General features: G+C 72.4%; 8 protein-coding genes and 1 pseudogene. 6 read left to right on the top strand and 3 right to left on the bottom strand.

Going from position 1 to position 8,727, the window contains the following annotated elements; translation table 11 throughout:
• Positions 1-227, bottom strand: a pseudogene (locus tag AB0G02_RS15320) (GNAT family N-acetyltransferase); the annotation flags it as partial.
• A 56-nt stretch (positions 228-283) separates the two neighbouring features.
• On the opposite strand from AB0G02_RS15320, the gene AB0G02_RS15315 reads away from it, so the two are divergent.
• From AB0G02_RS15315 to AB0G02_RS15295, 5 genes are read left to right on the top strand one after another with little or no spacing between them, the layout of a single operon-like run.
• On the top strand, positions 284-1,204 hold the full coding sequence (locus AB0G02_RS15315; protein WP_360794085.1) for an ATP-binding cassette domain-containing protein: 921 nt from the start codon (positions 284-286) through the stop codon (positions 1,202-1,204).
• Positions 1,204-1,989, top strand: coding sequence for an ABC transporter permease (locus tag AB0G02_RS15310; RefSeq protein ID WP_360794083.1), 786 nt, complete (start codon positions 1,204-1,206; stop codon positions 1,987-1,989). The genes AB0G02_RS15315 and AB0G02_RS15310 overlap by 1 nt, the downstream gene beginning before the upstream one ends.
• Positions 1,986-2,843 (top strand): ABC transporter permease, encoded by an 858-nt coding sequence (locus AB0G02_RS15305; protein WP_360794081.1) that lies wholly within the window; start codon positions 1,986-1,988, stop codon positions 2,841-2,843. Before AB0G02_RS15310 ends, AB0G02_RS15305 begins: the two co-directional genes overlap by 4 nt.
• Before the next feature lie 42 nt (positions 2,844-2,885).
• Complete coding sequence (locus AB0G02_RS15300) at positions 2,886-3,296, top strand: DoxX family protein (protein WP_360794079.1); 411 nt, start codon at positions 2,886-2,888, stop codon at positions 3,294-3,296.
• 32 nt (positions 3,297-3,328) lie between these two features.
• Positions 3,329-5,293, top strand: a complete 1,965-nt coding sequence (locus AB0G02_RS15295) for a TIGR03960 family B12-binding radical SAM protein (RefSeq protein WP_360794077.1) — start codon at positions 3,329-3,331, stop codon at positions 5,291-5,293.
• Between the two features lie 4 nt (positions 5,294-5,297).
• Here AB0G02_RS15295 and AB0G02_RS15290 read toward each other — a convergent pair whose 3' ends face one another.
• Positions 5,298-6,098, bottom strand: coding sequence for a ferredoxin (locus tag AB0G02_RS15290; protein WP_360794075.1), 801 nt, complete (start codon positions 6,096-6,098; stop codon positions 5,298-5,300).
• 210 nt (positions 6,099-6,308) lie between these two features.
• Here AB0G02_RS15290 and AB0G02_RS15285 point away from each other — a divergent pair, with 210 nt between their 5' ends.
• On the top strand, positions 6,309-6,662 hold the full coding sequence (locus tag AB0G02_RS15285) for a sigma factor-like helix-turn-helix DNA-binding protein (protein ID WP_360794073.1): 354 nt from the start codon (positions 6,309-6,311) through the stop codon (positions 6,660-6,662).
• A gap of 273 nt (positions 6,663-6,935) precedes the next feature.
• Here the strand turns inward: AB0G02_RS15285 and AB0G02_RS15280 are convergent, their stop codons facing one another.
• Positions 6,936-8,417, bottom strand: a complete 1,482-nt coding sequence (locus AB0G02_RS15280) for a S8 family serine peptidase (protein WP_360794071.1) — start codon at positions 8,415-8,417, stop codon at positions 6,936-6,938.
• Positions 8,418-8,727: the final 310 nt, after the last annotated feature.

Genomic DNA, 8,727 nt, shown 5'->3' with positions numbered 1-8,727 from the left:
CGCCACGTCGCCGTGCCGCGCAGCACACCGTCCACACGCGCCACGACGAGCGCACCGTCCTCGGGGGACGCGAACACCCCGTCCAGCCACGCGTCGGTCTCCGCGCGGCTCGGCGGCGCCAGCCAGCCGATCGCGCCACCGGCGGCCACCACGGCGTGCAGCACCTCGTGCACTTCGGCCCGAAGCCGTTCGTCGACGACCTCCGGCCACTCCAGCTCGATCCGCACGGCGCCACCCTAAAACGATTCCGGGATTGTCGGACCCCACCGCTAACGTGACGAACGTGACCTCCACGCTCGTCCGCGCACAAGGCCTCACCAAGCACTTCGGCTCGTTCGAAGCCGTGCGGGGCATCGACGTCGAAGTGACCAGGGGTGAGGCGTTCGGCTTCCTCGGCCCCAACGGCGCGGGCAAGTCCTCGACCATGCGGATGGTGTCGTGCGTGTCGCCGCGCACCGGCGGCGAGCTGAGCGTGCTCGGCCTGGACCCGGACACCGACGGGCCGAGGATCCGCTCCCGGCTCGGCGTGGTGCCGCAGCAGGACAACCTCGACACCGAGCTGACCGTGCGGCAGAACCTCCAGGTGTACGGCCGCTACTTCGGCCTGTCCCGGGCGGCGGTGCGGGCCAAGGCGGTGGAGCTGATGGAGTTCGCGCAGCTCACCGACCGGGCCGACGCCGAGGTGGAGCCGCTGTCGGGCGGCATGAAGCGGCGGCTCACCATCGCCCGCTCCCTGGTCAACGACCCCGACCTGCTGCTGCTCGACGAGCCGACCACGGGCCTGGACCCGCAGGCCCGCCACCTGCTGTGGGACCGGCTGTTCCGGCTCAAGCAGTCCGGCGTCACGCTGATCATCACCACGCACTACATGGACGAGGCCGAGCAGCTGTGCGACCGGCTGGTGGTGATGGACGGCGGCCGGATCGCGGCCGAGGGCTCGCCGTCGGAGCTGATCCACCGCTACTCGACCCGCGAGGTGCTGGAGCTGCGCTTCCCGCCGGGCGAGCAGAGCGCCGCCGAGGTGCGCGACCTGGCCGAGCGGGTCGAGGTGCTGCCGGACCGGGTGCTGCTCTACACCGCCGACGGCGAGGCGGCCCTGGCGGCGGCGCACGCGCGGGGCGTGCGGCCGGTGTCGAGCCTGGTGCGCCGCAGCACGTTGGAGGACGTGTTCCTGCGCCTGACCGGCCGGACGTTGGTGGACTGATGGGCACGCAGGTCGCCTCGTGGCGTGCCGCGCTGATCGCGGTGGAGAACCACTGGACCTGGTACCGCCGCAACTGGCGGGCCACGGTCATCTCGAACTTCCTGCAGCCGGTGCTGTTCCTGCTGGCCATGGGCGTCGGGTTCGGCTCGCAGGTGCGGGCGGGCGAGGCCACCGACGGCCATCCGTACGTGGTGTTCCTCGCGCCGGCGCTGCTGGTCATCAACGCCGTGCAGAACGCCGTGTTCGAGTCGACCTGGGCGGTGTTCTCGTCGTTCAAGTGGCAGCGCACGTACCTGGCCGTGGTGGCCACCCCGGTCACGGCCGCGCAGGTGCTCTACGGCCAGCTGCTGTGGATCGCGTTGCGCCTGGCGTCGGGCACCGCGGTGTTCCTCGTCGTCGCCGTCGCCCTGGGCGCGGTCACCAGCCCGTCCGCGGTGCTGGCCGTGCCGTTCGCGACGCTCGCCGGCATGGCGTTCAGCGCGCCCGCGGTCGCCTTCACCGCGACCCGGGAGAAGCCGGACTCGTTCAACGCGATCTTCCGCTTCCTGGTCATGCCGATGACCCTGTTCACCGGCGGGTTCTTCCCGATGAGCCAGCTGCCCGGCTGGCTGCACCCGCTGGCCTGGCTCACGCCGGTCTGGCACGGCATCGAACTGGCCCGCGGCGCGACGTTCGGCACGCTGCGCCCGCTGCCCGCCCTGGGCCACGTGGCCTACCTGTCCGCCCTGGTCGCGCTCGGCGTCGTCCTGGGCCGCCGCTACTTCCACCGGAGGCTGGCCGTATGACCCGCGAGTCCTCCACCGCCACGCGGCCGTCCCCGCCGTCCGGCCCGCGCAACGGCGCCGGCCTGCTGCTGCGGATCGTGCCCCCGGGCCTGTACGCGGGCCGCTCGCACGTCCTGGTCGAACGCGCCTACCTGGTGAGCCGCCGGGGCTGGATGTCGGTGCTGTCCGGCTTCTTCGAGCCGCTGTTCTTCCTGTTCTCCCTCGGCTTCGGCTTCGGGCGGCTGGTCGCCACCGTCGACGGCCCCGGCGGGCCGATGCCGTACGCCGCGTTCGTCGCGCCCGCCCTGCTGGCGGCCTCCGCGATGAACGGCGCGGTGTTCGAGGCGACGTTCAACCTGTTCTTCAAGTTCAAGTACGCGAAGGTGTACGACGCGGTGCTGGCCACGCCGATGGGCCCGGTGGACATCGCGGTCGGAGAGGCCACGTGGTGCCTCATCCGCGGCGGCCTGTACTCGGGCGGGTTCATCGTCGTCATGCTCGTGTTCGGGCTCATCGGCTCGCCGTGGGCGCTGCTGGCGCTGCCCGCGTGCCTGCTGGTCGCGCTGGCCTTCGCCGCGGTCGGCATGGCCGCGGCCACGTTCATGCGATCGTGGCAGGACTTCGACCTGGTGCAACTGGCCGTGACGCCGCTGTTCCTGTTCTCGACGACGTTCTACCCCCTGTCGGTGTACCCGGGCTGGTTGCAGGCGGTGGTGCGGTGGACGCCGCTCTACCACGCGATCGAGCTGATGAGGGGCCTGACCACGGGTTACGTCGGCTGGGACGCGCTGGGCCACGTCGCCTACTTCGTCGTCATGGTGGCCGTCGGAGTGGTCGTCGCGGCACGCAGGCTCGGCAAGTTGCTGCTGACCTGACCTGGTTGAACACTGGACGAACCCCGAGCACCGGAGGTCGTCGTGGACGTCATCGCACTCATCGGTCGCATCCTGTTCGTCCTCCTGTTCTTCGGCTCGGCGCTGGGCCACCTCACGCAGACCGAGGCCATGGCCGGCTACGCCGCGTCCAAGGGCGTCCCCGCGGCGAAGGCCGCCACGTTCGGCAGCGGCGTGCTCATGGCCGTCGGCGCGTTGATGCTGCTCCTGGGCGTGTGGGCGGATCTCGGGGCGTTGCTGCTGGTGCTGTTCCTGCTGCCCACGGCGTTCCTCATGCACAACTTCTGGAAGGAGACCGACCCGCAGGCCAGGCAGCTGGACATGATCCAGTTCAACAAGGACCTGGCGCTCGCGGGCGGCGCCCTGATGTTCTTCGGCCTCTACGCGGGGCCGGGCTCGGAGCTCGGCCTGACCATCACCGGACCGCTGTTCTGACCCGTGCCGGCACTGCCGTTACCCTGGTCGGCGTGAGTGTCGAGTCGGTCTTCCCCGCCCTGGAACCCCTGCTGCCGAGGGTGTCCAAGCCGGTGCAGTACGTCGGCGGGGAACTGAACGCCACCGTGAAGGACTGGGACGCCGCCGCCGTGCGGTGGGCCCTGATGTACCCGGACGCCTACGAGGTCGGGCTGCCCAACCAGGGCGTCATGATCCTGTACGAGGTCCTCAACGAGCAGCCGGACGTGCTGGCCGAGCGGACCTACGCGGTGTGGCCCGACCTCGAAGCGCTGATGCGCGAGCACGGCGTGCCGCAGTTCACCGTGGACGCGCACCGCCCCGTCGGCGCGTTCGACCTGTTCGGGGTCAGCTTCGCCACCGAGCTGGGCTACACGAACCTGCTCAACGCGCTCGACCTGGCCGGCATCCCGATCCACGCCGCCGACCGCACCGAGGACCACCCGATCGTGGTGGCCGGTGGGCACGCGGCGTTCAACCCGGAGCCGATCTCGCCGTTCGTGGACGCGGCGGTGCTCGGTGACGGCGAGGAAGCCGTCCTGGAGATCACCGACATCGTCCGCGCGTGGAAGGCCGAGGGCCGCCCCGGCGGGCGCGACGAGGTCCTGACCCGGCTCGCGGAGACCGGCGGCGTGTACGTGCCCCGGTTCTACGACGTGGAGTACCTGCCCGACGGGCGCATCCAGCGCGTGGTGCCCAACCGCGAGCGGGTGCCGTACCGGGTGTTCAAGCGGACCACGATGGACCTCGACGCGTGGCCGTACCCGAAGCAGCCGCTGGTGCCGCTCGCGGAGAGCGTGCACGAGCGGATGAGCGTGGAGATCTTCCGCGGCTGCACGCGCGGCTGCCGGTTCTGCCAGGCGGGCATGATCACCCGTCCGGTGCGCGAGCGGTCCATCGAGGGCATCGGCGCGATGGTGCAGCGCGGGCTGGAGGCGACCGGGTTCGAGGAGGTCGGCCTGCTGTCGCTGTCCAGCGCGGACCACTCCGAGATCGCGGAGGTCACCAAGGGCCTCGCGGACCGCTACGAGGGCACGAACACGAGCCTGTCGCTGCCGTCGACCCGGGTGGACGCGTTCAACATCGACCTGGCCAACGAGCTGTCCCGCAACGGCCGCCGCTCGGGCCTGACGTTCGCGCCCGAGGGCGGCAGCGAGCGCCTGCGGCGCGTGATCAACAAGATGGTGTCGGAGGAAGACCTGATCCGCACGGTCAGCGCGGCGTTCGGCGCGGGCTGGCGGCAGGTGAAGCTGTACTTCATGTGCGGCCTGCCCACCGAGACCGACGACGACGTGGTCCAGATCGCGGAGATGGCCAAGAACGTCATCCGCGCGGGCCGCGAGGTCTCCGGCCGCAAGGACATCCGCTGCACGATCTCCATCGGCGGGTTCGTGCCCAAGCCGCACACGCCGTTCCAGTGGGCCGCGCAGTGCGACCCGGACGTCGTGGACAACCGGCTGCGCCTGCTGCGCGAGGCGGTGAACTCCGACCGCGCCCTGGGCCGCAACATCGGCATGCGCTACCACGACGGCAAGCCGTCGCTGATCGAAGGCCTGCTGTCGCGCGGCGACCGGCGCATCGGCCTGGTCATCGAGCGGGTGTGGCGCGAGGGCGGCCGGTTCGACGGCTGGTCCGAGCACTTCTCCTACGACCGCTGGGTGCGGGCCGCCGAGGCCGAGCTGACCCCGCTGGGCCTGGACCTGGCCTGGTTCACCACGCGGGAGCGCGAGGAGCTGGAGGTCCTGCCGTGGGACCACCTCGACTCCGGGCTCGACAAGGAGTGGCTCTGGGCGGACTGGCAGGACGCGCTGGACGAGCGGGAGCAGGACGACTGCCGCTGGACGCCCTGCTTCGACTGCGGTGTGTGCCCGGCGATGGGCACCGACATCGAGGTCGGGCCCACCGGCCGCACGTTGCTGCCGATCTCCCCGGTGGGCAAGGGCTCCCCGGTCCAGAACCCGGCGTTGACGCGGAGCTGACGGTTCAGGGTCGGCGGTCGACCCGGATCGCGCGCACCGGGCACACCCTGGCCGCCGCGCGCACCTGCGGTTCCTGGTCGGTGTCGGGATTGCGGGCGTAGCGCAGCCGTCCGTCGTCGAGCATGCGGAACACCCCGGGCGCCTGCGCCTGGCACAGCGCGTAGTGCCGGCACCGGTCGTGGTCGACGGCGACCCGGACGCCCGCGGCGCCGTGGTGCGCCGGTCGTGGCGGCCGGTCCTCGACCACGCCCATCCGCACGAGCACCGGCGGCGGCAGGAACCGCAGCACGGCCAGCGTCATGGCGGGCGTCAGCACGGTGATGCCGCCCATCCACACCACGGCGACGTGCCCGTTCGCGGAGGCGCCGAGCCAGGCGTGCATCGCGCCGAGCCACACGCCCACGTACGCGAGCCGGTGCAGGCGCACCCAGTCGCGGCGGAACACCGTCCCGCGCAGCCCGGCGGTGACGGCGGCGGCGAGCATCAGCTCCAGGCCGACCACGCCGAGCGCGTGCCGGACCTCACCGCCGCCGACCAGCGGCAGCACGAGCTGGTGGGCCGCCAGGGGGCCGTCGGCGGGCAGGGCGTGCGCCACCGCGTGCGCCACGGCCATGGCCAGGGCGAACGCCGCCAGCGCCTGGTGCGTGACGCGCAGCGCGTCCCGCCCGGTGACCGCGCGGACCCACCCGGTCGCCGTGAGCACGCCCCAGCAGGCCGACAGGCACATCGCCACGTACGCCGCGCGGCCGGACAGCGTGGCGACGTCCCACCCGCCCGCGTCGTGGTCCGAGACCGCAAGCACCACGTGCCCACCCCCTGTTGAAGACGCGTCCACTCTCTGCAGAGGAACTACGAACGTCCGGTGCGGCGGTTCGATGAATGGTTCACTTAAGATGGGTGATCTATATCACAGCGACGGTCGGAAATGGCCGGGATGACGGCCGGGCGTTGTAGTACCTTCGCGACGAGCGTCATTCGCCCCGCCGCGCGCGAACTCCGGGAGGTCGGTACTGCCGTGAATTCGCTGTTCCGCGAGCCGAGAGGGCTGGGCGGCCGGCTGCTCACCGTGGCGGGAGAGGTCGTCGACGGGTGGCGCAGGAAGGGGTCCGCACCTCGGAGAGCACCTTTGACCAGGCCGGATGGGTCCGGCGCGGTGCGTGGGCCCGAGCCGCGGCCGTCCGTCGCGCTGGTCGACGAGCTGATCGGCAGGCTCGGGGAAGAGCACCGGGCGGCCATTTGCGAGACGTACGTCCGGGGGCGCACCGTGCGCGAGGCGGCACACGTGCTGGGCATTCCGGAAGCCGCCGTGAAGTCGCGGGTCTACGACGCTATGGAGATCCTGCGCGCTGCCCTGCGGGAGCGGAATTGAGCATTGTCCGGGCGGATAAACGGCGCGTAATGCGCGTTGTCCGCAGGCCCGTCGAGTCGGCTCGCGGAAGTCGGACCCCGATTCCGGCCGAGGACGGGCCGCACGTCCCCGCGGTGGGCGCCGAAGGAAATCCCGCGGCGGCCGACGGAGTACTTCCTCACCCGCCGCACGGTCGATCCGCACCCGTCCGGCGCGTACCGCGAGCGAGGCGTCGCGGACCCGGCGGGCGCGGTGCGCCGGCAGCGGGACGGGCACCCCGCCTGACCGGCCGCCTCATCCCTGGACGGCGGCCAGCGCGTCGACCATGCCGTGACCGTAGAAGCCGTTGTACTCCGAGTAGCCCGTGCAGTACGCGTCCTGCGCGCCCGTGCCGTTGAGGTCGTAGTCCGCCGGGCACGGCACCGTCTCCGCCTGCGCGTTGAGCATCCGGGTCAGGTCGGTGGGGGTGGCCCCGGGGTGCGTGGAAGCCAGCAGCGCCGCCACCCCCGACACGTGCGGCGCGGCCATCGACGTGCCGCACGAGTAGTCGTAACCGGCGGCGGGCACGGTCGACAGCACGCACCCGCTCCGGCCGTCGTCGGGCACCTGCCTGCGGTCACCGCCCGGCGCGGTCACGTCCACCGCGCCCAGCCCGTACGAGCTGTACCCGGCCTTGACCTTGTCCACACCCACCGACGACACCGCGACCACGTTGCGCAGCTGCGCCGGGAGCAGGTAGCACGTGTTGTCCACCGGGCGCGGCCGGACCTCCTCCGACGCGGCGTTGGTCGGGCTGAGCACGTCCCGACCCGGCTTGGTCAGGTCGGCCGCGCCGTTGCCCGCCGCCGCCACCGTCAGCACGCCCCGCCCGGAGGCGTAGTCGACGGCCCGCCGCACCGCCTCGTAGACCACGGACTGACCCTGCTCGTTCTGGCAGGTGAACACCCACGGGTCGATGAAGTAGCTGTTGTTGGTGATCGTCATGCCCCGTTCGGCGGCCCACATGAACCCGCACACCGCGTACTCGGGGTAGATGAACCCGGCGTCGTCGACCACCTTCACCGACGCGATCCGCACGCCCGGCGCCACGCCCGTCGTGCCCATCCCGTCGTCGGCCGCCGCGATCGTGCCCGCCACGTGCGTGCCGTGCCCGGACGTCGTGGGCGACCACGCCGCCGGCGACGGGTCGGCCACCCCGGTCGTGCAGCCCGCGGACAGCGCCGGGTCCAGCGCGCCGACCAGGTCGGGGTGCGCCGGGTCGATGCCCGAGTCGAGCACGCCGACCACCACGTCCCGGCTGCCGGTGCTCACCGCGTGCGCCTCGGCCGCCCGGATCAGGTCCATGTCCCACTGCTCGGCGGTGCGGTCCACCGCGCCCGTCGGAGCGGGCGTCCCGACGGCCTCGTCCTGGTCCTTCTGCCTGCCCGGCGCCCCGGTGCGCTTCGACAGGCCGTCGGCCTGGGCGCTGTACGCCCGGTGCGGGCCGATGCGCTGCCCGAACCGGGGGTCCGGCGACACGGCCACGGCCACCGCGATCTGCGGGTAGTAGTGGGCGGTCGTGCCGCACGCGGCGGCGACCTGCGCCTCCGCCAGCGGCGCGCTGGTGCCGGGGGTGAACACGACGAGGTAGCGCAGCGTCGGGCCGGGCTGGACGCAGTCCACCGCGGTCACCGGCTGCTCCGGCGAGGCCGCGGCGGACGCGGTCACCGACAGGCAGCCGGTCGCGAGCAGCGCCGCGCTGACCGCGGCCGCTTGGACGCGGCGGTGCAGAGGCACGGGGGACCTCCAGGGCTGGACCGGTCGGGGCGCCACGACGGGAGTCGTCGACCCGACTTCGGGGGCGAACCGTCGATCGGACTGCTGTTGCCGGACGGTAGCCAGGCGGGGCGGAGCAGACAAGCGCAACGGGGCCGGACGGGTCCACGGTACCGTCCTGCCGGAGTAGGTAGCGTGGACCGTTGGGGTGCTGACCCCGCCGCGGACCACCGGGTACCCAAGGGGAGTAGTCCTGAGCCGCCAGCAGCAGCCCAACCCGTCGGCCGCACCAGTGCAGAAGCTGCGACTGCGCTACGCCAAGCGCGGTCGC

This window comes from Actinosynnema sp. NPDC023658, assembly GCF_040639995.1.
Lineage (GTDB): Bacteria > Actinomycetota > Actinomycetes > Mycobacteriales > Pseudonocardiaceae > Actinosynnema.
The sequence above is the reverse complement of the archived record's forward strand: the minus strand, read 5'-3'. Positions and strand labels throughout refer to the sequence as shown.

Coding starts and splice junctions, on each gene's coding strand:
- AB0G02_RS15310 (WP_360794083.1), top strand. CDS start 1,204: ATGGGCACGCAGGTCGCCTCGTGGCGTGCCGCGCTGATCGCGGTGGAG.
- AB0G02_RS15305 (WP_360794081.1), top strand. CDS start 1,986: ATGACCCGCGAGTCCTCCACCGCCACGCGGCCGTCCCCGCCGTCCGGC.